We start from the raw sequence: 20,676 nt of genomic DNA on the forward strand, positions 1-20,676 counted from the left end.
ACTATGAGGGGACCGCGAGCCGAAGGGATCCCGGAGCCACCGTTTGAGGACAGCGTTGTCACAGGCCGGTGACATGATCACGAGGCGGGCGCAGCGATACTCGATTGCGGTAGTCCTGGTGAGCCCGGTGAGATACGTCCATGGACAGTGCGAGAGACGACGTGGACCAGGCGATCGCGGGTGAGTTGCAGCTCATGGATCCGCATGTCCGCGGCTCGCGTGAACTCGCCGGACAGCTTCTCGACCCGCAGTTCGTAGAGGTGGGCGGGTCCGGGCGCCGGTCGACGTACGAGACCATGCTCGCCGAACTACCCGACAATCCGGGCAGTTCACCGAGCGGTCCCCGCTACGAGCCCTCGGACATGTCGGGCGTGCTGCTGGCCCCGGGGCTGGTCCATCTGACGTTCGAGACCATCCTCGGCGAGCGCAGGACCAGGCACAGTTCGATCTGGCGCAAGGGAGACGGGGCCGCGGGGTGGCGGATGTACTACCACCAGGCGACACGCGTACCCGCCGACGTGGAACAGGGCTCCACTCAGACAGCCACCGACGCCCCCGTCCCCGAGTCGGCCCCCCGGCCTTCCCGCCACCAGGACGCCCCCCACGCCAACACCGCTCCTCCCACCGCGTACGCCCCCAGCACCCACAGCGCCGAACTCGTCGCATGCCCGGAGAAGTACACCGTGTTGCGGACCAGCGTCGTCCCCGCGCCCGGCGGCAGTGCCTGGCCGATCGCGCTCCAGAAGTCGGGGAGCAGGGGGGCCGGGTAGACGCCGCCCGAGCTCGGGTTGCCGAGGACCACGAACAGCAGGACGACCAGTCCCGTGCCGAGCAGGCCCAGCAGGGTCTGCAACCCCAGTGCCGTCGCCGCCGAGGCCATGACCGTGAGGGCTCCGATCGCGCTCAGTGCCCAGAAGTGGCCGCCGAGCGCGTCGAACACCGGGCCCACGATCACCGCTCCGGCCACGCCCGACACCACCGCGTACGGGATCAGGACCGCGAGGCGGATCAGAGTGCGGGGGCGGTTCGCCGGGCGGGAGCCGGACGCCATGCCCATGATCGTCGCGGTGAGGTAGCCGCCGATCACCCAGCCCAGGACCAGGTAGAAGGACGTCATGCCGCGGCCGTCGCCGGAGTTGGGGGAGCGGATGTCCGTCACCGTGATCCGGCGCTTCTCCGACGCCTCGATCTTCTGGGCGATCTGGGTCGCCGTCTGGGAGACCGACGGGCCGCCCGCCGAGGCGACGAGCAGGGTGTCATGGGTGCCCGCCGCGTCGAAGAGGAACGCCGCGTCCGTACGGCGGGTCAGGACCCACTCGCGGGCAACCGCCGTACTGGAAGCCGCCGTCGCCTTCACCGGGTCGCCGTCCAGGGCGTTCAACTGGGCGACGATCTTCGCGGACGCCTGCTGAGGAGCCACCACGGCCACGGGGATCCGCTGAGGGGTGGGGGAGTGGAAGGCGCCTACGTACGAGACGACGAAGGCCAGTTGGACCAACAGGCCGCCGAGAACCAGGCCGAAGGCCCTGAACGTCACGGCGTCCTTGAACTCGGCCGCGAAACCAGGGGACTTGGGGGCGGACACCGTGGGCGGTCCGCCTGGGGAAGGGCTGGAGGGTGCGTTCACGGGCGCATCGTCGCACAGGCGGGTGAATTCACCGTTCCGTTTGCCGTCCCGTACACACCGGGCAACCAGGGCAACCTAATCGCCCGGTAACCCCAGCTCCGCCCAGATCGTCTTCCCCGTGGCCGTCTGCCGGCTCCCCCACCGCTCCGCCATCTGCGCGACCAGCAGCAGCCCCCGCCCACCCTCGTCGAAGACCCTCGCCCGCCGCAGATGCGGAGCCGTACTGCTGCCGTCGGACACTTCGCAGATCAGCGCCGCGTCCCGGATCAGCCGTAGGACGACCGGGTCGTCGCCGTAGCGGACGGCGTTGGTGACCAGCTCACTGACGATCAGTTCCGTCGCGAAGGCCGCATCGCCCAGCCCCCACGCCGTCACCTGCTCGCTCGCCGACTTCCGTGCCCGCGCCACCGCAGCCGGGTCGCGCGGGAGCTCCCAGGTGCGGACCTTCGCGGTGTCCAGGGCCGACGTGCGGGCCAGCATCAGGACGATGTCGTCGGCGGGGCGGGCCGGCAGGACCGTCCGCAGGACCCGGTCGCAGGTCTCCTCCAGGGGGCCCGCCTTGTCGGCGAGCGCCCCGCGCAACAGGTTCAGGCCGACCTCGATGTCGCGGTCGGCCGCCTCGACCAGGCCGTCGGTGTAGAGGGCCAGCAGGCTGCCCTCGGCCAGTTCCACCTCGACGGACTCGAACGGCAGACCGCCCAGGCCGAGCGGGGGGCCGGTCGGGAGGTTCAGGAAGCGGACCTCGCCGTCGGGGGTGACCACGGCCGGTGGCGGATGGCCCGCGCGGGCCATCGTGCAGCGGCGGGAAACCGGGTCGTAGACCGCGTACAGGCAGGTGGCCCCCACCTCGCCCGGCGTCGGGGCCTCCGCCCGTCCGCCGGTCTGCGGCCCTTCCTCCCGGTCGAGCCTGACGACCAGGTCGTCGAGCTGGGTGAGGAGTTCGTCGGGGGCGAGGTCCACGTCCGCGAGTGTCCGTACGGCCGTCCGCAGGCGGCCCATCGTGGCCGAGGCGTGGATGCCGTGGCCCACCACGTCGCCCACGACCAGGGCGACCCGGGCGCCGGACAGCGGGATGACGTCGAACCAGTCCCCGCCGACGTCCGCGCCGGAACCCGCCGGGAGATAGCGGTACGCCACCTGCATGGCCGCCAGGTCCGGCGGACGGTCCGGGAGGAGGCTGCGTTGGAGGGTGAGCGCGGTGCGGCGTTCGTGGGTGTAGCGGCGGGCGTTGTCCACGCTCACCGCGGCCCTCGCGACGATCTCCTCCGCGAGCAGCAGGTCGTCCTCGCTGAAGGACTCCGCCGTACGGTGCCGCAGGAAGTGCACCAGGCCCAGGGTGACCCCACGGGCGCGCAGCGGCACCATCATCACCGAGTGGATCATGTGCCTGGTCACGGCCTCGGCACGGCCCCGGGAGGACTCGATCCACCTCTGCATCCCGGGGTCCCCGGGTGCCGTCAGGGTGCCGCGGCCGGCGACCAGGGCCCGCATCGGGGGCGTGTCCACCGGGTAGAACGTCGTCCCGCCGGTCGGGACCACCGACTCGGGGCAGCCCGCGAGGATCGACCGCTGGGCCGTACGGCGCAGGGTGACCGGCTGGTTCGGCGGGACCGGTTCCGGTTCCTCGCCGAGCGCCACCGACTCCAGCAGGTCCACGGTGACGAAGTCCGCGAAGCCCGTCACCGCCACCTCGGCCAGCTCGTCGGCGGTCCGGGTCACGTCCAGGGTGCTGCCGATGCGGAGGCTGGCGTCGTTGAGGATGGCGAGGCGACGGCGGGCCCAGTACTGCTCCGTGGTGTCGAAGACGGCCGCGGACACCCCCCGCACCGCCCCGCTCTCGTCCTTCAGCGGCGAGAGGAACATCGACCAGGCGTGGTTGCGGACCTCGCCTGGCGACTGTCCGAAGTTCTCGTGGAAGACCGGTTCGCCGGTGCGCAGGACCTGCCGCTGGAGGCGGTCGTACTCGTCGAAGGGCGGGTTCGGCTCCATCTCCCACAGGGTCAGGCCGCGCATCTCGGCCACGCTGCGGCCCATCACCTGGGTCATGACCTCATTGGCCGACACCAGCCGGGCCTCACGGTCGTAGACCGCCACCGGCACGGGCAGCTGCGCGAGCGTGAGGTCCCACAGGGCCTCCGCGTCCGGTTCGACGGGCCCGGCCACATGCTCCGGGGCGGCGGGGGTCACCAGCCACGGCCGCCCGCCGTCGCCGTCCGCGAGCGGTGTCCCCATCAGCCGTACGACGACACGGCCGCCGTCCCGGTGCCGCAGCGCGACCTCGGTGGCCCAGCGCCGGCCCACGGCCACATGGCGCCGCGCGGACTCGGGCAGGTCGGCCGCGAGCAGTCCGGCCGCAGGACGTCCTACGACCTCCTCGGCCTCGTATCCGACCAGCTGCCGCGCCCCATCGCTCCACACCGTGACCGTTCCGCCCGCGTCGACGACGACCGCGAGGTCCTCGGGTACGCGTCCGTCCACGGTGCCTCCGGGTGTGCTGTTCATCCCCCCAGCCTCCCGCCGCGCAGCCCCCCGCTCAAGCGATGACGGCAGGTACGCGAGGACAGGAGGCACACGGCGGCTCTGCCGTGCGGAGCCGCAGTCTTGCACGGGGTGGCGGGGCGAGGAAACGGAGCGGAGCTATCTCGGCACCCGGAGTGCGCGGGACCAGGCCTTCGGCGGGTCAGCCCAGCGGGGTGTCGGCCCAGGGGAGGGACGCCGACGGGTCGTTGAAGGCCTCCGGGCGGGGCGGCTGGACCTCGTGGCAGGTGAAGCCGAGCCGGGTCAGGGCCCTGCTCACCTCGTTGGCGGTGAAGTCACGGCGGTCCTGGCGGGTGATCACCTGGCCGACCTGCTTGACCGGGTAGACGTGGCGGCCGATGGTCACACACGTGCCGGTGGCGGGTTCGGGCTGGACGGCCTCCATCGACCTCTCGACCTCGCTCATGGTCAGGTCGAAGGGAAAACGTGCGATGACGATGCGCATGGTGCCTCCACGGGGAGCGGTCGGGACGTGAGGGTGAGAACGGCCAGGGTGCGGCCCTGTTCGTCTCCTTCTCGACGGGGACGCCGGTGGCGCGGCCACCGGACCCCGTCCGTGGGTCGTACGACTAGCGGCTGGTGGGGGTGGAGCGGCGGCGGCCACGCGCGGGCCGGCCGCTACGGCTCCGCCCCGCGGCGCCGGAGCGCTTGGGCTGCTCGGCGGCGGCCGGGACGGGGAGGGTGACGGGCACGCCGGAGGGAGTGCGGGCGCCGGTGATGCGGTTCAGCTCGGCCTCGCCCGGCCGGACCCGGGTGGTCTGCGCGGAGACGCCGGCGTCGGACATCAGACGTTCCACCGCGCGCCGCTGGTGCGGCAGGACCAGCGTGACGACGGTGCCGGACTCGCCGGCGCGTGCCGTGCGGCCGCCGCGGTGCAGGTAGTCCTTGTGGTCGCCGGGCGGGTCGAAGTTGACGACGAGGTCGACGTCGTCGACGTGGATCCCGCGGGCCGCGACGTTCGTGGCCACCAGGACCGTCACCTGGCCGTCCTTGAACTGGCCGAGGGTCCGGGTGCGCTGCGGCTGGGACTTGCCGCCGTGCAGCGCCGAGGCCCGCACACCCACCGACAGCAGGTGCTTGGCCAGCCGCTCCGCCGCGTGCTTGGTGTCCAGGAACATGATCACGCGGCCGTCGCGGGCGGCGATCTCGGTGGCGGTGGCGTGCTTGTCGTCGTCGCGGACGTGCAGGAGATGGTGCTCCATGGTGGTGACGGTGCCCGAGGAGGGGTCGACCGAGTGGACCACCGGGTCGTGCAGATAGCGGCGCACCAGCAGGTCGATGTTGCGGTCGAGCGTGGCCGAGAACAGCATCCGCTGGCCGTCGGGACGGACCTGGTCGAGCAGGTAGGTGACCTGGGGCATGAAGCCCATGTCGGTCATCTGGTCGGCCTCGTCCAGGACGGTCATCGTCACCTGGCTCAGGCTGCAGTCGCCGCGCTCGATGAGGTCCTTGAGCCGGCCGGGGGTCGCCACGAGGACCTCGGCGCCGGCCCGCAGCGCGGACGCCTGACGGCCGATCGACATGCCGCCGACGACGGTGGCCGCGCGCAGGCGCAGCGCCCGCGCGTAGGGGGTGAGCGCGTCGGTGACCTGCTGGGCCAGTTCGCGGGTCGGTACGAGGACCAGGGCGAGGGGATGCCGGGGCTCGGCACGCCGGCCGTCCAGGCGGGCCAGCAAAGGCAGACCGAAGGCGAGCGTCTTGCCGGAACCGGTGCGGCCACGGCCCAGGACGTCACGGCCGGCCAGGGAGTTCGGCAGGGTCGCCGCCTGGATCGGGAAGGGCGTGGTCACGCCCTCGGCGCGGAGCGCGGCCTGCAGGCGCTCGGGCAGATCGAGGTCGGCGAACGCCTCCACCGCGGGCAGTGCCTCGGTGAGGGTGGTGGGGAGGGTGAACTCACCGCCGGGGGCGGCGGCCGGGCGCGAGCGCTGGTGGCTCGCTCCACGGGAGGTGCGGAAACGGGACGTGTTGTTCCCGGTGGTCCCGGTGCGACGGGTGCGGTTCATGGGAGGGGAACCTTCCTCGATGCGTGCGGCACGTGTCGAGGAATTCCTCCGGGGCGCGGCGAAACCGCACGAGAATTCGCAAGAAAGAGCCGGGGAGAAACGAAGAAAACAGATTCTTCGGGACAATGGGACAGGGCCCGCACCCCAAGAGTGCGGGCCCCAGCCGTGAAGATACGCGTCAGCGTCAGGCGGGAACGATGTTCTCGGCCTGCGGGCCCTTCTGGCCCTGCGTGACGTCGAAGGTAACCTTCTGGCCTTCCTGAAGCTCGCGGAAGCCGGAGGTGGCGATGTTCGAGTAGTGCGCGAACACGTCGGCGCCGCCGCCGTCCTGCTCGATGAAGCCGAAGCCCTTTTCCGCGTTGAACCACTTCACGGTGCCAGATGCCATATTGAATCTCCCTAGGGGGCAGTGCCGGGACCCGCACTGTACGGACCCCGAGTCGCCGCGATGGACTCCCCTCCGGAAGACCGGAAAGACGCCGGGGAACTTCAAAGAAATTCTCCGGAAACCAAAACTGCAACTTTTATCACGGTAACACACGGTAGGTGGGCGGATCTACGTCGCCCCGAATTCTGATGGCGAACGGGTGGAAAACTTGGCTGCGCCCCGCCCGTGATTCTGTTGCGGCCGCGACAGTTATTCGTCCGGCCGTCTCGACGGGGGTGCCCTGGTCGACGAGTTCACGGGCCCGGGCGGCGATGCGCAACTGGCCTGACCGACGGCCCGGAGGAAGGCGGGGGTGGTGCCGAGGATGTCGGCGGCACGCCCCATCGTGCGGGCGAGCTCCGGCGGGCTCGGCACCGATGCGGTCCCCAGATGGTCACAACCCTGACGGCGGCGTGCAGGCAAATGTGACGCCGCCGCGGCAGACTTTTGCGTCCCGCTGAAGGTCCCGGGAAGGGGCCCCGAGACGTGGGGTGATCCGCAACGCATCTTCCGCGGGGTGCTGACGGGTGCCTCCCTGTGTCCTCCGTGTCCTCCGTAACCGCCGGTGCGTGGCCGCCGGAGGGTGCGCACCGGGAGGGTTGCGGTGGCGGGCGGGGCGTGCAGCGACAGGCGGGGGATGCCTGCCGGGATGACCGCCGCCCCGGGCCTCCAGCCGCTCGGCGACCGGCCGGAGGCCGAGCTGGACGTACGCCCTCGTCGGCCCGCTCAGGCCCGGGTGGGAGTGGCCCCGCGTGGCGAGCGCGGCGCGCCCGGACCGCCATCCCCCGGCGGCCTCCGGCCGGTCGGTGTGCCGGGGGTGACGAGCTGGAGGTATGCCCTCGCCGCCCTGCTCAACCCGGGTAGGGAGCGGTCTCGCGTGCTGTGTGCAGGGCGGCTGCCCACCAGGACAGCTGATCGAGCAGGGTTTTGGCGTATCCGGCGGTCTCGGGGTCGAGGGGGTGGCCGTCCTGCCAGGCGGTGAAGTAGTTGGGGAAGGCGAGGCCGTCGCGGACGGTCACCGCGTGCAGTTCGGTCAGGACGTTCTCCAGGTGCAGTACGGCGTGCCGGCCGCCCGCCGCGCCGCCGTAGCTGACGAAGGCGACGGGCTTGGCCGTCCACTGGGTGAAGTGCCAGTCGATCGCGGCCTTCAGGGAGGCGGGATAGCTGTGGTTGTACTCCGGCGTGACCACGATGAACGCGTCGGCGTCCTCCAGAGCCGACGTCAGCGACTCCATCCCGGCCGGCCGCGGGTAGTCGTCCCCGGCGTACTTCGGCGACACCGCGGGCAGTGACAACGGAACGTCGACCTCGGCCAGATCGACGACCTCCACCTCGAAACCGCCGTGCGCCACGGCCTGTTCGGCCACCCATGAGGCCACGACCGGCCCGAACCGTCCCTCCCGGACGCTTCCGACGATGACCACCAGCTTGTGCTTGTCGTTTTCCATGCCCACCACGATCGGAGCTCACCGAGGCCGCAGCCAGACCGGGTTCAGGCTGGCCCCCGCAGGGCCACCCTGAGCTCTCGGCGGGCGGCGGGGGCGGTCCTATGCTCGGGACATGGGGACACCTCTGGGGGATTTCATCCGAGCCAAGCGGGACAGCACCCAGCCGGCGGATCTGGGCCTGCCCGACCGCGGCCGCCGCCGGTCACCGGGGCTGCGGCGAGTGGACCTCGCCGCCCGGGCCGGAATCAGTGTCGAATACCTGACCAGGATCGAGCAGGGCCGCGACCGCAACCCCTCGATCGCGGTGGTCAACGCTCTGGCCGACGCGCTCAGCCTCGGCCCCGCCGAGCGCAACCACCTGCGCTACCTCACGAAGATCAGCGGCGGTGAGTGCGTCGCTCACACCCGGCCCGCCCCGCCCTCGCGCCAGGTACGGCCCTCCGTCCTGCGGACGCTGCGCCTCCTGGAGCCCGGCATCGCGCTGGTGACCAACCGGATGGGAGACGTCCTCGCCCACACCAGTGCGTTCGAGGCGGTGACGAGCGGGACCGGACTGCTCGACTCCGACACCCCGAACCTCACGCGGTACGTCTTCACCGACCCCCGCGCCCGGTCGTTCTTCCCCGACTGGGACGACGTCGCGGACGAGCAGGCCTTCGACCTGTGGCTCGGCCCGTCCCTGGAAACCTACGAATGGTTCACCGCGGAACTCGCACCCGTCGCCGGCCCCGACCTCACCCGGCGCCTGAGCCGGCACGTCGTTCCGCAGCGCGGGGATCTCCGGCTGCACCATCCCTCCGGACGCGAGTTCCGGCTGGTCCGCGAGACGCTCGAACTCTCGGCGGACGCACAGCAGTTGGTCGTCCTTCTCCCCGCGGACGAGGCGACGGCCCAAGCCGTCGACGACCTCCGCCGCCCGGCCCACGGCGGACTCAGGGCCATCTCCTGACGCGAACGCCACCCGCCGGAGGCCGGGCACCTGATCCGGCGCCCCGCGTACTGCGGCCGGTCGGCAGATCGCGCGCGAGCAGGGCGACCGATCTGACCCCCGCCACCCGGTGTTCGATTGTTGGCGTCATGCCATACCCTGCATCTTCGGTGAGCCGGGCTTCTCAGGGGGGACACAGGAACCCGGACCGCGATCCTTCCCTCTTCCTCAGTCGGGCGGGCGGTTTTCTGACGAGCATCTAGTGAAATTGGCCGAAATTGATACAAATGCCACCGCAGATCGATTCGCGGGCGAGACTCTGGGCCGTGGCGGCTGTCGTGGCCCTCGGCTTCTTCGTCGCGCTGGAGCTCGCCGCGCGTCACTACGGTCTGCCGGGACCTCTCACCACCCAGGCGCGAGAGCTGACAGGCCCGCCCAAATCAGGCCCCATGCTGTACGCCGGCCTGGCGCTGATGATGGTGGTGCTCACCTGGCGGCAACGGTTCATCGTGACGGGCGCCGCGGTCGGCATCGACCTCGCCTTCGCGGTGGTCCGGTGGATCTTCGACGTCAAGGTGACCCACGGCCACCCCTTCGGCAACGGCGCGCTGTGGATGCTCCTGGGCTGCGCGGTCTTCGCTGTCGTCCGCCGCACCGGCCCGGAGCGCGTCCTGCTGCTGAAGGGCGTCGGGCTGGGCCTGCTGCTGGTGGCCGGCCGCAAGACCGGTGACACCTGGCTCCTCATCACCGCGAAGAGCCGGCCGGAGGTGCTGGACCCGTATCTGGCGATGGCCGACCACGCCCTGGGCAACCCGTCGTGGCTCATGGGCCGGGTCGTCACGGCCACCGGAGCGGTCGGCTTCAACTTCCTCGACACCATCTACGGCCAGCTCGCGGTGGCCGCGGTGGTCGTCGCGCTCTACCAACTGCGCAACGTGGCGGCGGAACGCAGCTTCCCGCGCCACCACCTGGTGCGCACCTTCCTGCTGATCGGTCTGCTCGGACCGGCCATCTACATGATCTTCCCGGTGGTCGGCCCCGTCTTCGCCTACGGCACCGGCACCGACCACTGGGCGTCGATCGCCCTGTGGTCGCCGCAGATACCGAGCGACGGGCACTGGGCGGTGGCGAACCTGTGGCCGCAGACAGCGCCGCCGATATCCGCCCCGCACTCCATACCGTTCGACGAGGTCACCCCCCGCAACTGCATGCCCAGCCTGCACACGGCATGGGCCACCGCGATCTTCCTCCATTCCCGCAAGGGCCCCCGCCTGCTGCGCTCCGCGGGCACCTTCTGGCTGATCGCCACCCTCTGCGCCACGCTGGGCTTCGGCTACCACTACGGCGTGGACCTCGTCGCCGGCGTGGTGTTCACCCTCACCATCGAGGCAGGACTGCGCTCGTTCGACCGCGGCTGGGACCGGTCCGGGCTTCGGCTGACCGCCTTCGGCGCGACGGTCTTCGTCGCCCTCCTGGTGTCGTATCGCTTCCTGCCGGTGCGCATGGCCGAGTACCCCTGGCTCGCCGGACCCCTTCTCCTGCTGGCGATGGCCTCGGTGATCTACGGCTATGTCCGCACCGTCGCCCGCTGGGAACCGGCGACCGCCCCGGCGCGACAGCCGCAGCCGCAGCCCGAACTGTTGTGAACCGCCGCGTGCGCCCGGATCAGCCGCCCACCCGCTCGATCCACTCGCTGCCGCCCAGCGGATAGTCGTAGCCCGGGCGGCCCGCATCGGCACTGGTGCGGAACGGCCTGCCGGTGTTGTCGATGTGGACGGTGCCGCTGCGGTCGCCGTCCGACCAGTCCAGGCTTAGGTCCCACCGGACGTCATGCGCCTTGGTGTGGGCGGTGACGTAGAAGACCTCCGGGTCGGACTCGCTGACCTTGTAGGGGAAGTCGCGCTGGCCGTTCTTGACGGTGACGGTGGGACTGCCGTTGTCCAGGTCGACGTCGAACGACTTGGTGCCGACACCGCCGCCGCAGCCGACGCCCATCGAGTAGTCGTTCCAGGCGAGTGGCGCGCCCTTGGTGAGGACGCGGACGTGCAGGGAGTTCAGGACGACGGTGTCCTCGCCGGTGCCCTGGACGGTGAGCGCGACCCGCTGTTCGCCGGAGGCGACCGCCCCGTAGGCGGCGGACCAGCGCTGCGCGTTCTCCTCGGTTGCCGGCGGGCCGACCTGCTCGGGGTCGCTGTCGACGAGGAAGTGCTGGCTGCACGGGTCCTCGTAGACGTAGGGGCGGACGGCGACGGCGAGGGGGACGGCGGTGGCGGGCCGGTTCGCGCCCTGCTTGCCGTCGCCCTTCGAGCTGCCGGACCCGGCGTCACCCGAAGCGGCCGTCCTGGTGGGGGAGGCGGAGGCCGATGCGGACGGCTTGTGTCCGCTTTCGCTCGGGGACGGGGTGGCGGAGGGCTTCGGGGCCTCGCCGACGTCCAGGGTGCCGGTGACCGTGGGCGTCGTGGTGTCCCCCGCGCGTACGGCCGTCGGACGCAGGGCATACGCGACGGCACCCAGGGCGGCGACCACCGCGACGGAGGCGATCAGCGCGGTACGGCGACGACGGAGCCACGAGGGACGACGAGGCGGCATGGCCGCGGCGGCCGTATCGATGACGACGGGCTCACCGTCCTCGCCCTGTCCGGGTACCGGCGTACCGTCCGCACCGGCTTCCTGAGCAGGCCCCCGCGCCGCGCCCTGGTCCGCCTTGCGCCCGCGTGCCGCGTCCGCCAGGATCCAGCGCCGGTGCAGCTCCACCAACTCCTGCGGTGTGGCCCGGCAGACCCTCGCGAGGCGCTCCACCGGGGCGTACTCGACCGGCACCGCGGTGCCGTTGCAGTAGCGGTGCAGCGTCGACGTACTCATGTGCAGACGCTTGGCGAGCGTCCCGTAACTCAGCCCCGACCGGTCCTTGAGCTCCCGCAGCAACTGCGCGAACTCCTCGGTCCGTTCGGTCCCCGTTTCCTCCGACACCCGTTCCCCTCAGGCCCCCGCGTCCCAGTCACGCATTCCAGGGTCGCTGAATTCCCCCTGGTCAGAGCCCGTTTCAGCGTTCCAGTGTCCCCAACTGCCCGTTGAACATGGCGGTCGGGACGGATCACCTCACAAGCTTCGGTCATCCAATCACCACCGCCACCCGAACACCGAAGGGGCACCACACGATGTCCAGCCTCCGTACTTCCCGCACCCGTCTCGTGGCCGCGGCCGCCACCGCCGTCCTCGCCACGCTCTCGCTGAGCGCGTGCAACAACGGGACGGGCACCCAGGACGAGGGCAGCGGGTCGAGCACGAGCCCTTCGTCCGCGGCCGCTTCTCCGACCACGGCCTCCAACTCCCCGGCCCCCTCGGGGTCCTCGGCGGGCAAGGCCCCGTCGGCGGCCACGGGCTCCTCCGGTGCCGGGTCCGCGGGCGGCTCCACGACAACCACCGCGCGCACCTCCGCCCCGAAGGCGCCCGCCTCCTCCGGCACGCCGGTCACCTGCGAGGGCTCCACCACGAAGACGGTCGCGGCTCCGCTGACCCGTCCCGTGAACCACATGCTGCTCTCGGTGACCAACACCGGCAGTAAGAGCTGCTACCTGTACGGCTACCCGGCCGTCCGCTTCGGTGAGGCCCAGGCCGTGCCCCCGGTCATCGAGGACTCGCAGCCGCAGGCGGTCGTCACGCTCAAGCCCGGCGAGTCCGGCTACGCCTCAGTGAACCTGTCCGCCACCGACGGCAGCGGCGCGAACGGCTACACCGCGAAGTCCCTGACCGTCTACTTCCAGGGCCGCTCCGGCAACGGGAGCGTCGGCGCGGGCGCCCACCCGTCACTGCCCGCGAAGGGCGTGTACGTCGACGACTCGCTCAAGGTCACCTACTGGCAGCAGTCGATGGACGACGCCGTGAGCTGGTGACACCGGGGCAGGTACACCGGTGTCGGAGAGGGAGAGGGTCAGCCCGAACCCGTCCCGGAACTGTCGGCCGCCGCGTTCGCGGCGCGGCGGTACTCGGCGTTGATGCGCTGAGCCTCCTCGAGCTGGTCCTCGAGGATGACGATGCGGCACGCGGCCTCGATCGGGGTTCCCCTGTCGACCAGCTCGCGGGCGCGGGCGGCGATCCGCAGCTGGTAGCGGGAGTACCGGCGATGTCCGCCCTCCGAGCGCAGCGGAGTGATCAGCCGGGCCTCGCCGATGGCTCGGAGGAAGCCCGGGGTGGTGCCGAGCATCTCGGCGGCCCGGCCCATGGTGTACGCCGGGTAGTCGTCGTCTTCCAGGCGGTCGCCCAGGGGAATATCTGCTGCCATGTCACCTCGTTGTACAACGCGTCGAGGGGCCCCGGTGCCGTACGGCACCAGGGCCCCGAAGGGAATTCAACACCATCTGTCGGCCCTCATGCTGTGCCGACCTTCGGTTTCCGCTACCCGGCCCGGTGACGGGAGGGGTGCGGGGATCGCGGCTGCGTGACCGGGGACCACCATCCAATCCGGGGTCTTGCGGTACCCGGACCGAGAGCTTTCGGGCCGGGCGATCCTGATGGCGTCTGCTCCTCCGTCCTTGCTCCGAACCCCGCCGGTTCGTGTCCGGCGGGTCTCGCTTGACCATGTCTACGAGAAAAACAGTAACCGTGCCGACGGCCAATGTCTACTCTGACAAGAGGAGATTTTGGCGTTCGAGTGACGCAGACATCCTGAGGCAGCCGACAGGTGAGCTGGACTGCGTGGCGATACGACAGTGGGGCCCTGCCGACGCGAGTCGGCAGGGCCCCACTGGGCGGTGAGAGGGATGTCGTCCTAGGCGGCGGAGCCGAACCCGGTCCGTCGCGGTCCGCCGCGGCGTGCCGCTTCGCCCGCGGGGCGGCCCTGGCCGGACTGGCTCCGGCGGCCCCGACGGCCTCGCGAAGAGGACGAGGAGGACGTGCCGCGGGGGCGTTCCGGCTGCGGAGCGGTGATGACGACCGGGACACCGGACGGGGCCTGGGCCCCGGTGATGCGGCTCAGCTCCGCCTCGCCCGAACGCACCTGGGCGATCTGGGGCGTGATGCCCGCCGAAGCCATGAGGCGGGTCATGTCGCGGCGCTGGTTCGGGGTGACCAGGGTGACGACGCTGCCGGACTCGCCGGCCCGGGCCGTACGGCCGCCGCGGTGCAGGTAGTCCTTGTGGTCGGTCGGCGGGTCGACGTTGACGACGAGGTCGAGGTTGTCGACGTGGATGCCGCGCGCCGCGACGTTGGTCGCCACCAGCACGTTGACGTGCCCGGTCTTGAACTGCGTCAGCGTGCGGGTGCGCTGCGGCTGCGACTTGCCGCCGTGCAGGGCCGCGGCGCGGACGCCGCTGCTGAGCAGGTGCTTGGTCAGCCGGTCCACCGCGTGCTTGGTGTCGAGGAACATGATCACGCGGCCGTCCCGTGCCGCGATCTCGGTGGTCGTCCGGTGCTTGTCCGCGTCGTGCACATGCAGGACGTGGTGCTCCATCGTGGTGACCGCGCCGGCGGAGGGGTCGACCGAGTGGACGACGGGGTCGTGCAGGTAGCTGCGCACCAGCCGGTCGACGTTGCGGTCGAGGGTGGCCGAGAAGAGCATGCGCTGCCCACCCGGGCGTACCTGGTCGAGCAGGGCGGTGACCTGGGGCATGAAGCCCATGTCGGCCATCTGGTCGGCCTCGTCGAGGACCGTGATGGCCACCTCGTCGAGTCGGCAGTCGCCGCGGTCGATGAGGTCCTTGAGGCGTCCCGGGGTGGCGACGACCATCTCGGCCCCGGCGCGCAGCGCGCCGGCCTGCCTGCCGATGGACATCCCGCCGACGACGGTGGCCAGCCGCAGGCTCACGGAGCGGGCGTAGGGCGTGAGCGCGTCGGTGACCTGCTGGGCGAGCTCGCGGGTGGGGACGAGGACGAGGGCGAGCGGCTGCCGCGGCTCGGCACGGCGTCCCGCCGTACGGGCCAGTGCGGCGAGGCCGAAGGCGAGGGTCTTGCCCGAGCCGGTGCGCCCGCGGCCGAGGACGTCACGGCCGGCCAGGGAGTTCGGCAGGGTCGCCGCCTGGATCGGGAACGGTACGGTCACGCCTTCCTGGGCCAGTGTGGCCAACAGCCGTGCGGGCATGTCGAGATCGGCGAACGCCTCGACAGCGGGCAGAGCGGGCGTGATCGTCCTGGGCGGCGCGAACTCGCCCGACACGCTCTGTCGATTGCCGTGGGGCTTGGAACGGCGCGGACCGGCGGAGCGGCCACGGGTGGGATTAGTACGTGTGCGATTCATGCGAAACCTTCCTTGATACGGCGCGTATCAAGGAATTCCCGCAGCTGATGAGCAGCGCAGAGAATCGCGAGAACGAGCCGAAGGCGATGTGTGATGCGCCCTGAAATGCCGCGAGCTGGGGCCCGCACCGCACGGTGCGGGCCCCAGCTGCGAAGTATGCGCGGCGGTGCCGGTGTCAGGCGGGAACGATGTTCTCGGCCGTCGGGCCCTTCTGGCCCTGAGCGATGTCGAAGGACACCTTCTGACCTTCCTGCAGCTCGCGGAAGCCCTGGGCGGCGATGTTCGAGTAGTGGGCGAAGACGTCGGGGCCGCCGCCGTCCTGCTCGATGAAGCCGAAGCCCTTTTCCGAGTTGAACCACTTCACGGTGCCAGTAGCCATGTTATTTCTCCTTCGGAGGCGGTTTCGGAAATTCACCCTGTGTGAATCTCCGTGTCGCCGTGCTGATTAACCCGTCGGAAAAAACCTTCTGGCAACCACACCTGCAACTGAGATCGACAGTAGCACGGGGGGTCCGACCTGTGGGTTCGCCCATTTTGCATCCGACCCGGGTCCCCGGGAATACTCGCCGGGCCCCGGGTCTATTTCTCACACCACGGGCACAGATATTGCCCTGCGTGCACAAGCGTTCCTGCCGTGCGCTGGTGTCCACAGCCCTGTGACCTCCGGCGACGGGTGATGCCCCGCCGTCACCGGCGTCAGCGGCCGGTACGCCGGCACGATGAAAGTCACATCTTGCCGAAGCCGGTCAGGGCGTCCAGTTCGGCGGCGTAGAGCAGTGCGGGGTCGAACCCCATCCCGTTGAAGTGGCCGGCCAGTTCCAGGGACAGGGTGCCGTGCAGTCGGGTCCAGAAGCTCAGGGCCCGGTGGAGGCCGGCAGCCGGGGCGGGGTGGCCGTCCGCCCAGTCCCGGTGGTCCTCGAGGTGGGCGTCGAGTGGTGTCTCCGGGCCGTTCGACGGCAGCCCGGCGCAGGCGTCCAGGATCGTCGCCATGATCTCGGACGCGATCGCGGTGATGTCGTCGGGCGCGTGATAGCCGGGGACGGGCGTGCCGTAGATGAGGAAGTAGCGCTGGGGATCCTCCAGGGCCCATGCCCGCAGGGCGTGCGCCAGCGTGGTCACGTCGGCGCCGGACGGGGAGGCCGCGCGGAAGGCGTCGGCGAGGCTTCGGTACGCGTCCCTGACGAGCTCGGTGATCAGCTCGTCCCGGCCGGCGTAGTACCGGTACAGCGCGGGTCCGCTCATGCCCAGCTGTTTGGCGATCGCGTTGAGGGAGAGAGCGGACGCGCCCGCCGTGGCGATCTGCTCCCACGCGCGGTCCTTGATCTCCGTACGCACCTGGGCGCGGTAGCGCTCGCGCGGGGTCTTCGCTTCCGGATTCGCCATGGTTAGAGGGTATCACTGAAGTTATTGACACTTCCGAGCTCGTGCAGTTATAACTTCTAACGAACGCGAAGCCGAGTAACCCAGTGTCTCTGTGGAGGTCGTCATGAACATGAACACCGAAGAACTCGTCGAGGTCGTCCTGCCGGGCAAGGTCGAGCCCGAAGGGCTGCAGATCCGGCACGGAGCCGTCCCCGCCGCGGGCCCGGGCCAGGTCGTGATCCGGATGGAGGCGACCGGCGTCTCCTTCGCCGAGCAGCAGATGCGGCGCGGCCGCTACTACGACCAGCCGCCGTTCCCGTTCGTGCCCGGCTACGACCTCGTCGGCACGGTCCTGACGACCGGCGAGGGCGTGGAGCCGGACCTGGCCGGCACCCGGGTCGCCGCTCTGGTGAAGGTCGGCGGCTGGGCCAGCCATGTGCTCGTCGACGCGGCGGACGTGGTGCCGGTGCCCGAGGGGATCGGCGCGGCGGAGGCGGAGACCCTCGTCGTCAACGGCATCACCGCCTGGCAGATGCTGCACCGCAAGGCCCGCGTCCGCGCCGGGCAGACCGTCGTCGTGTACGGCGCCAACGGCGGCGTCGGATCGGTCCTGGTCCAGCTCGCCCGGGCCGCGGGCGCCCACGTGATCGGTACGGCGTCCCCGCGCCACCACGAGGCCCTGCGGGAGCAGGGAGTCGTCCCGGTCGACTACCGCGCCCACGACCTCGCCGCACGGATCCGCGAACTCGCCCCCCGCGACGGCGTACACGCCGTCTTCGACCACGTCGGCGGTCGCGGCATCGTGGACTCCTGGCGGCTCCTCGCCCCCGGCGGCACGCTCGTCTCGTACGGCAGCGCCGCCACCCGTGACGCCGAGGGCTCCAAGCAGTGGCCCGTGCTGAAGCTCCTCGGCCGGGTGTGGCTGTGGAACGCGCTGCCCAACCGCCGCCGCGCCTACTTCTTCAACGTGTGGGCCGGCCGGGCCCTGGCCAGGAACCGGTTCCGGTCCCGGCTCCGCGCCGACCTCACCCAGGTCTTCGCCGCCCTCCAGCGCGGCGAGGTCACCGCGCAGATCGCGGCCCGACTGCCGCTCGCCGAGGCCGCCGACGCCCTGCGGCTGGCCGAGTCCGGCACCGTCGCCGGAAAGGTCGTCCTCAACCCGTAGCGAGCAGGCACCTACCCGAACCGACCATCGCCACGAGAGGAACACCATGTCCACAGGGCCCCGCACACTCGCGGTCTCGCTCGCCGTCCTCGCCGTTCTCGCCGTTCTCGCGGGCACCGTCCCGGTCGCGCAGGCGGCCCACCACGGCGGACCTCCGCGGTGCGGCGGACGCGGTGTCGACGCCGGCGCCACCGTCCGCTACCGGTCCGACGTCGTGATCAAGGCGCCGCTGAGCACCGTATGGAAACTCCAGACGGACGTCGAACGCTGGCCGTCCTGGCAGCCCCCGGTCATCACGTCCGAGCGTCTCGACCCCGGCCGCCTGGAGAAGGGGTCGCGGTTCCGGTGGACGACCCCCGCGCCCGCCACCCCCACGACCCCCGCCACCACACTCGGCATCACCTCCACGGTCCGGGAACTCCAGCGCCACGACTGCATCCTGTGGAGCGGACCCGCGATCGGGGAGGGGCTGCGCATCGACGAGGGGGTGCACCTGTGGACCTTCAGGAAGGTCAGGGGTGGCGTGCGCGTCCACACCGAGGAGACCTGGACCGGCGCTCAGGTCGAAGCGGATGTCCCCACCGCGACCGCGGCCCTCGGCGCGGGTCTCGAGGCGTGGCTGCGCGACCTGAAGTCCACCGCGGAGGCCGGGCTCACGAGCCGGCCGTGACACGCCGTCGGATGGCTCATCCAGGCCTTTCGCGACCTTTCGGGTCATAACGTGCCGGATATGATGAGATTTCATATCTCCCGCTTGGCATGCGCCGCGGCGATCATCGGGGCCGTGTTCGGGGCCGCCCCGCCCGTCGCCGCCGACCAGATGACCCACGTGGTCTTTCCCGGACAGTCGATCCAGCGGGCGGTGGACGCCGCCGAGCCGGGAGACACCGTTCTCCTGGCCCCCGGCAGCTATCGCGAGAGCGTCACGGTGAGCACCCCCGGGATCACCCTGACCGGCATGGGCCGCAGCACCGTCATCGAGCCGGACACGAAGCAGGCCGGCAAGTGTGCCGAGGCCGGCAACGGCATCTGCGTGATCGGGACGAAGGCCCACGACGTCGAGGGCGTCACCGTCGCCTCCCTCACGGTGACCGGCTTCACCGGGAGCGGCGTGTTCGCCATGGGGACCGACGGGCTGACCGTGCGGAACGTGACCGCCGTGAAGAACGGGGTGTGGGGGATCGCCCAGGAGCGTTCGACCCACGGGGTGTTCCGGAAGAACACCGCCCGGGACAACGGTGACGCCGGCCTGTTCCTCGCGAACACGATCAAGGAGGAGGCGGGCGCCGCGGACACCCTGGGAACCGTGGTCGAACACAACCGCCTGGAGGGCAACCGGATCGGCATCACCGTCCGGCGACTGAGGAACCTCACCGTCGCGGACAACCACCTCACCGGCAACTGCGCGGGCGTCTTCGTCGTGGGCGACGAGAACAAGCCGAAGGCCGGCGCGCTGACCGTGCGCGACAACACCATCGTGAGAAACAACAAGTCCTGCCCGAAGACGGCACGGCTGGACGCGCTGCAGGGCTCCGGCATCGTGCTGACCGGTGCCGAGGACACCCTGGTGACGGGCAACCGCATCACCGGCAACGTCGGTACGTCCCCGCTGTCGGGCGGCATCGTCCTGTTCAAGAGCTTCGTGGGCACCACCAGCGAGCGGAACCGGATCGCCGACAACGTGCTCGAGGGCAACGCCCCGGCGGACCTCGTCAACACGGACACCACCGGCAAGGGCAACACCTTCGAAGGCAACACCTGCGGGGCGTCCAAGCCCGCGGGACTGTGCTGACCGGCCGTGGCCACTCATGAACTCGCAGAAGAAAGAGGGCACATGACAACCGCACAGACCGCCCCACCGCCGTCCATGCGGCTCAGGGAGCTCGTGTTCGGGGCGGCATGTGCGGCCGCCGTCCGCGCGGCCGCCCGGCTGGGGGTCGCCGACGCCCTCGACGACAGCCCCCTGGCCGTGGAGGACCTCGCGGCCGCGGTGAAGACCGAACCCAAGACGCTGCGACGGCTGTTGCGTGCCCTGTCCTGCTACGGCGTCTTCGCCGAGCGGCCGGACGGAACGTTCGCGCACACCGACATGTCCCGGCTGCTGCGCGAGGACGATCCGAACAGCCTGCGCGCCATCGCCCTGTGGTGCACCGAGCCGTGGACCTGGGACGCGTGGCCGATGCTGGACGAGGCGGTGCGCACCGGCCGTAACGTCGTGGAGGACCTGTACGGCAAGGAGTTCTTCCAGTACCTCAACGAGGACGCCCCGGAATCGGCCGACGTCTTCAACCGCGCCATGACGACCTCCAGCGTGCAGTCCGCGCGGGACGTGGCACAGTTCCTCGACCTGTCGGGGAGCACGTCGGTCGCCGACATCGGGGGTGGCCAGGGGCATGTGGTGGCGAGCCTGCTGGAGAAGTATCCGGCGCTGCACGGCACCCTGCTCGACCTGCCGCGCGTGGTCGAGAACGTCGATCCACGGCTGCGCGCGGGAGGGGCGCTCGCGGACCGGACGCGCCTGGTGCCCGGTGACTGCCGCGAGGCCGTCCCGGTCCGGGCCGACGTGTACATCATCAAGAACATCCTGGAGTGGGACGACGACAGCACGACCCGCGTCCTGGGCAACGTCATCGCGGCGGGCGGGCCGGGAGCGCGGGTCGTGGTCATCGAGAACCTCGTCGACGACTCGCCGTCGATGCGGTTCAGCACCGCCATGGACCTGCTGCTGCTCCTGAACGTCGGAGGGGCCAAGCACACCACCGAGAGCCTGACCGGCAGGCTGACGAAGGCGGGCCTGGTCATCGACGACGTCCGCCCGGTCAACCCCTATCTGCACGCGTTCGACTGCACGATCCCCGCCTGACCCCGTCCTCGGACGGACCCGGCGGACCGCCGCTCGCCGGGCACGCGAACAGTGCGTGCCCGGCGAGCGGCGTCCGTGGCGGT

Annotated in this window: 18 protein-coding genes and 2 pseudogenes; 8 read left to right on the top strand and 12 right to left on the bottom strand. The window is 70.9% G+C overall.

Annotated elements, in window-relative coordinates; all coding sequences use genetic code 11:
• Positions 1-194: 194 nt before the first annotated feature.
• Positions 195-473, top strand: a pseudogene (locus AQJ46_RS54395) (DUF4440 domain-containing protein); the annotation flags it as partial.
• A 62-nt stretch (positions 474-535) separates the two neighbouring features.
• Here AQJ46_RS54395 and AQJ46_RS54400 read toward each other — a convergent pair.
• From AQJ46_RS54400 to AQJ46_RS28860, 7 genes and pseudogenes are all read right to left on the bottom strand, one after another.
• The gene (locus AQJ46_RS54400; RefSeq protein WP_059208332.1) at positions 536-1,627 is read right to left on the bottom strand and encodes a DUF3533 domain-containing protein; all 1,092 of its coding nucleotides are present in this window, start codon (positions 1,625-1,627) and stop codon (positions 536-538) included.
• 75 nt (positions 1,628-1,702) lie between these two features.
• Positions 1,703-4,129 (bottom strand): SpoIIE family protein phosphatase, encoded by a 2,427-nt coding sequence (locus AQJ46_RS28840; protein ID WP_059208333.1) that lies wholly within the window; start codon positions 4,127-4,129, stop codon positions 1,703-1,705.
• A 178-nt stretch (positions 4,130-4,307) separates the two neighbouring features.
• On the bottom strand, positions 4,308-4,610 hold the full coding sequence (locus tag AQJ46_RS28845) for an SCO5918 family protein (protein ID WP_057608907.1): 303 nt from the start codon (positions 4,608-4,610) through the stop codon (positions 4,308-4,310).
• 124 nt (positions 4,611-4,734) lie between these two features.
• Positions 4,735-6,168 carry a DEAD/DEAH box helicase gene (locus tag AQJ46_RS28850; RefSeq protein WP_059208334.1) on the bottom strand — a complete coding sequence of 478 codons (1,434 nt, stop codon included), beginning with the start codon at positions 6,166-6,168 and terminating at the stop codon, positions 4,735-4,737.
• 184 nt (positions 6,169-6,352) lie between these two features.
• Complete coding sequence (locus tag AQJ46_RS28855) at positions 6,353-6,556, bottom strand: cold-shock protein (protein ID WP_007383480.1); 204 nt, start codon at positions 6,554-6,556, stop codon at positions 6,353-6,355.
• Between the two features lie 139 nt (positions 6,557-6,695).
• Positions 6,696-6,940: pseudogene (locus AQJ46_RS59105) on the bottom strand (hypothetical protein).
• A gap of 506 nt (positions 6,941-7,446) precedes the next feature.
• Entirely contained in the window at positions 7,447-8,043 is a 597-nt protein-coding gene (locus AQJ46_RS28860; protein ID WP_057608905.1) for an NADPH-dependent FMN reductase, read from the bottom strand.
• A 112-nt stretch (positions 8,044-8,155) separates the two neighbouring features.
• Here AQJ46_RS28860 and AQJ46_RS28865 point away from each other — a divergent pair, with 112 nt between their 5' ends.
• Positions 8,156-8,992: a helix-turn-helix domain-containing protein gene (locus AQJ46_RS28865; RefSeq protein WP_059208335.1), complete on the top strand. Its 837-nt coding sequence runs from the start codon at positions 8,156-8,158 to the stop codon at positions 8,990-8,992.
• A gap of 305 nt (positions 8,993-9,297) precedes the next feature.
• Complete coding sequence (locus AQJ46_RS28870) at positions 9,298-10,617, top strand: phosphatase PAP2 family protein (RefSeq protein WP_059208379.1); 1,320 nt, start codon at positions 9,298-9,300, stop codon at positions 10,615-10,617.
• A gap of 19 nt (positions 10,618-10,636) precedes the next feature.
• On the opposite strand, the gene AQJ46_RS28875 is transcribed toward AQJ46_RS28870, so the two are convergent.
• Positions 10,637-11,941, bottom strand: coding sequence for a helix-turn-helix domain-containing protein (locus AQJ46_RS28875; RefSeq protein WP_059208336.1), 1,305 nt, complete (start codon positions 11,939-11,941; stop codon positions 10,637-10,639).
• Between the two features lie 188 nt (positions 11,942-12,129).
• Between AQJ46_RS28875 and AQJ46_RS28880 the strand changes: the two genes are divergently transcribed.
• Positions 12,130-12,864: a DUF4232 domain-containing protein gene (locus AQJ46_RS28880; RefSeq protein ID WP_059208337.1), complete on the top strand. Its 735-nt coding sequence runs from the start codon at positions 12,130-12,132 to the stop codon at positions 12,862-12,864.
• A 38-nt stretch (positions 12,865-12,902) separates the two neighbouring features.
• Here AQJ46_RS28880 and AQJ46_RS28885 read toward each other — a convergent pair whose 3' ends face one another.
• The 4 genes from AQJ46_RS28885 to AQJ46_RS28900 form a co-directional block, all read right to left on the bottom strand.
• Positions 12,903-13,253, bottom strand: a complete 351-nt coding sequence (locus AQJ46_RS28885; protein WP_059208338.1) for a MerR family transcriptional regulator — start codon at positions 13,251-13,253, stop codon at positions 12,903-12,905.
• Positions 13,254-13,739: 486 nt separating this feature from the next.
• A complete protein-coding gene (locus AQJ46_RS28890; RefSeq protein WP_059208339.1) occupies positions 13,740-15,203 on the bottom strand; it encodes a DEAD/DEAH box helicase in 1,464 nt (487 codons plus the stop codon).
• A 175-nt stretch (positions 15,204-15,378) separates the two neighbouring features.
• Entirely contained in the window at positions 15,379-15,582 is a 204-nt protein-coding gene (locus tag AQJ46_RS28895) for a cold-shock protein (protein ID WP_030210008.1), read from the bottom strand.
• A 347-nt stretch (positions 15,583-15,929) separates the two neighbouring features.
• Positions 15,930-16,586 (bottom strand): TetR/AcrR family transcriptional regulator, encoded by a 657-nt coding sequence (locus AQJ46_RS28900; RefSeq protein WP_059208340.1) that lies wholly within the window; start codon positions 16,584-16,586, stop codon positions 15,930-15,932.
• 109 nt (positions 16,587-16,695) lie between these two features.
• On the opposite strand from AQJ46_RS28900, the gene AQJ46_RS28905 reads away from it, so the two are divergent.
• The 4 genes from AQJ46_RS28905 to AQJ46_RS28920 are packed head-to-tail and all read left to right on the top strand — an operon-like array spanning position 16,696 to position 20,593.
• Entirely contained in the window at positions 16,696-17,730 is a 1,035-nt protein-coding gene (locus AQJ46_RS28905) for a medium chain dehydrogenase/reductase family protein (protein ID WP_059208380.1), read from the top strand.
• A 46-nt stretch (positions 17,731-17,776) separates the two neighbouring features.
• The gene (locus AQJ46_RS28910; protein WP_059208341.1) at positions 17,777-18,400 is read left to right on the top strand and encodes an SRPBCC family protein; all 624 of its coding nucleotides are present in this window, start codon (positions 17,777-17,779) and stop codon (positions 18,398-18,400) included.
• Between the two features lie 60 nt (positions 18,401-18,460).
• Positions 18,461-19,522: a right-handed parallel beta-helix repeat-containing protein gene (locus AQJ46_RS28915; RefSeq protein ID WP_059208342.1), complete on the top strand. Its 1,062-nt coding sequence runs from the start codon at positions 18,461-18,463 to the stop codon at positions 19,520-19,522.
• 42 nt (positions 19,523-19,564) lie between these two features.
• The gene (locus tag AQJ46_RS28920; protein ID WP_059208343.1) at positions 19,565-20,593 is read left to right on the top strand and encodes a methyltransferase; all 1,029 of its coding nucleotides are present in this window, start codon (positions 19,565-19,567) and stop codon (positions 20,591-20,593) included.
• The last annotated feature ends 83 nt before the right edge of the window (positions 20,594-20,676 follow it).

The organism is Streptomyces canus (assembly GCF_001514145.1).
Classification (GTDB): Bacteria; Actinomycetota; Actinomycetes; order Streptomycetales; family Streptomycetaceae; genus Streptomyces; species Streptomyces canus.

Excerpts from the sequence above, each read along its gene's own strand:
- AQJ46_RS28860 (WP_057608905.1), bottom strand. The coding sequence starts at position 8,043 with ATGGAAAACGACAAGCACAAGCTGGTGGTCATCGTCGGAAGCGTCCGG.
- AQJ46_RS28900 (WP_059208340.1), bottom strand. The coding sequence starts at position 16,586 with ATGGCGAATCCGGAAGCGAAGACCCCGCGCGAGCGCTACCGCGCCCAG.
- AQJ46_RS28920 (WP_059208343.1), top strand. The coding sequence starts at position 19,565 with ATGACAACCGCACAGACCGCCCCACCGCCGTCCATGCGGCTCAGGGAG.
- AQJ46_RS28845 (WP_057608907.1), bottom strand. The coding sequence starts at position 4,610 with ATGCGCATCGTCATCGCACGTTTTCCCTTCGACCTGACCATGAGCGAG.
- AQJ46_RS28910 (WP_059208341.1), top strand. The coding sequence starts at position 17,777 with ATGTCCACAGGGCCCCGCACACTCGCGGTCTCGCTCGCCGTCCTCGCC.
- AQJ46_RS28905 (WP_059208380.1), top strand. The coding sequence starts at position 16,696 with ATGAACACCGAAGAACTCGTCGAGGTCGTCCTGCCGGGCAAGGTCGAG.
- AQJ46_RS28840 (WP_059208333.1), bottom strand. The coding sequence starts at position 4,129 with ATGAACAGCACACCCGGAGGCACCGTGGACGGACGCGTACCCGAGGAC.
- AQJ46_RS28880 (WP_059208337.1), top strand. The coding sequence starts at position 12,130 with ATGTCCAGCCTCCGTACTTCCCGCACCCGTCTCGTGGCCGCGGCCGCC.
- AQJ46_RS28865 (WP_059208335.1), top strand. The coding sequence starts at position 8,156 with ATGGGGACACCTCTGGGGGATTTCATCCGAGCCAAGCGGGACAGCACC.
- AQJ46_RS28855 (WP_007383480.1), bottom strand. The coding sequence starts at position 6,556 with ATGGCATCTGGCACCGTGAAGTGGTTCAACGCGGAAAAGGGCTTCGGC.
- AQJ46_RS28895 (WP_030210008.1), bottom strand. The coding sequence starts at position 15,582 with ATGGCTACTGGCACCGTGAAGTGGTTCAACTCGGAAAAGGGCTTCGGC.
- AQJ46_RS28915 (WP_059208342.1), top strand. The coding sequence starts at position 18,461 with ATGATGAGATTTCATATCTCCCGCTTGGCATGCGCCGCGGCGATCATC.
- AQJ46_RS28850 (WP_059208334.1), bottom strand. The coding sequence starts at position 6,168 with ATGAACCGCACCCGTCGCACCGGGACCACCGGGAACAACACGTCCCGT.
- AQJ46_RS28885 (WP_059208338.1), bottom strand. The coding sequence starts at position 13,253 with ATGGCAGCAGATATTCCCCTGGGCGACCGCCTGGAAGACGACGACTAC.
- AQJ46_RS28890 (WP_059208339.1), bottom strand. The coding sequence starts at position 15,203 with ATGAATCGCACACGTACTAATCCCACCCGTGGCCGCTCCGCCGGTCCG.